Origin of the sequence: Citrobacter sp. Awk 4, from assembly GCF_028069725.1 — a bacterium.
In the GTDB taxonomy this organism is placed as follows: Bacteria; Pseudomonadota; Gammaproteobacteria; order Enterobacterales; family Enterobacteriaceae; genus Citrobacter_D.
The window spans coordinates 1-276 of the sequence record NZ_JANEWG010000169.1; the positions used below are offsets into that span (position 1 = coordinate 1).

General features: G+C 52.5%; 1 rRNA gene. It reads left to right on the plus strand.

Annotation, left to right across the window (positions count from 1 at the left end):
• A 23S ribosomal RNA gene (locus NNO04_RS22690) occupies window positions 1-276 on the plus strand; the annotation flags it as partial.

Below are 276 nucleotides of genomic sequence, written 5' to 3' on the forward strand. Positions count from 1 at the left end.
CGAGGCCGAAAGGCGTAGTCGATGGGAAACAGGTTAATATTCCTGTACTTGGTGTTACTGCGAAGGGGGGACGGAGAAGGCTATGTTGGCCGGGCGACGGTTGTCCCGGTTTAAGCATGTAGGCGGAGGTTCCAGGTAAATCCGGTACCTTATTAACGCTGAGGTGTGATGACGAGGCACTACGGTGCTGAAGTAACAAATGCCCTGCTTCCAGGAAAAGCCTCTAAGCATCAGGTAACACAAAATCGTACCCCAAACCGACACAGGTGGTCAGGT